Origin of the sequence: Neisseria sp. HMSC065D04 (genome assembly GCF_001815675.1) — a bacterium.
Lineage (GTDB): Bacteria > Pseudomonadota > Gammaproteobacteria > Burkholderiales > Neisseriaceae > Neisseria.
Map to the genome: position 1 here is coordinate 68,859 of NZ_KV821496.1, position 299 is coordinate 69,157.

General features: G+C 57.2%; 1 CRISPR repeat array.

The annotated features are described in order from the left end of the window. Positions 1 to 298: a CRISPR direct-repeat array (repeat unit 28 nt; unit sequence CAGCCGCCTTCAGGCGGCTGTGTGTTGA). The last annotated feature ends 1 nt before the right edge of the window (position 299 follow it).

The window sequence follows — 299 nt, forward strand, 5'->3', positions numbered from 1 at the left end:
CAGCCGCCTTCAGGCGGCTGTGTGTTGAAACCGCTCCGTCGGGGGCTTGGAAACACGGCTTTCATCCAGCCGCCTTCAGGCGGCTGTGTGTTGAAACTCCGAGTCATCAATCTGGAACTTAATGGCCTGACCCCCAGCCGCCTTCAGGCGGCTGTGTGTTGAAACTTATCTCCAAATAAAAAGGTCGCCCTTTCAGACCCCCAGCCGCCTTCAGGCGGCTGTGTGTTGAAACATCCTTAGTGCGAGCTTACGAAAAAGGCGGGCAAACCCCAGCCGCCTTCAGGCGGCTGTGTGTTGAA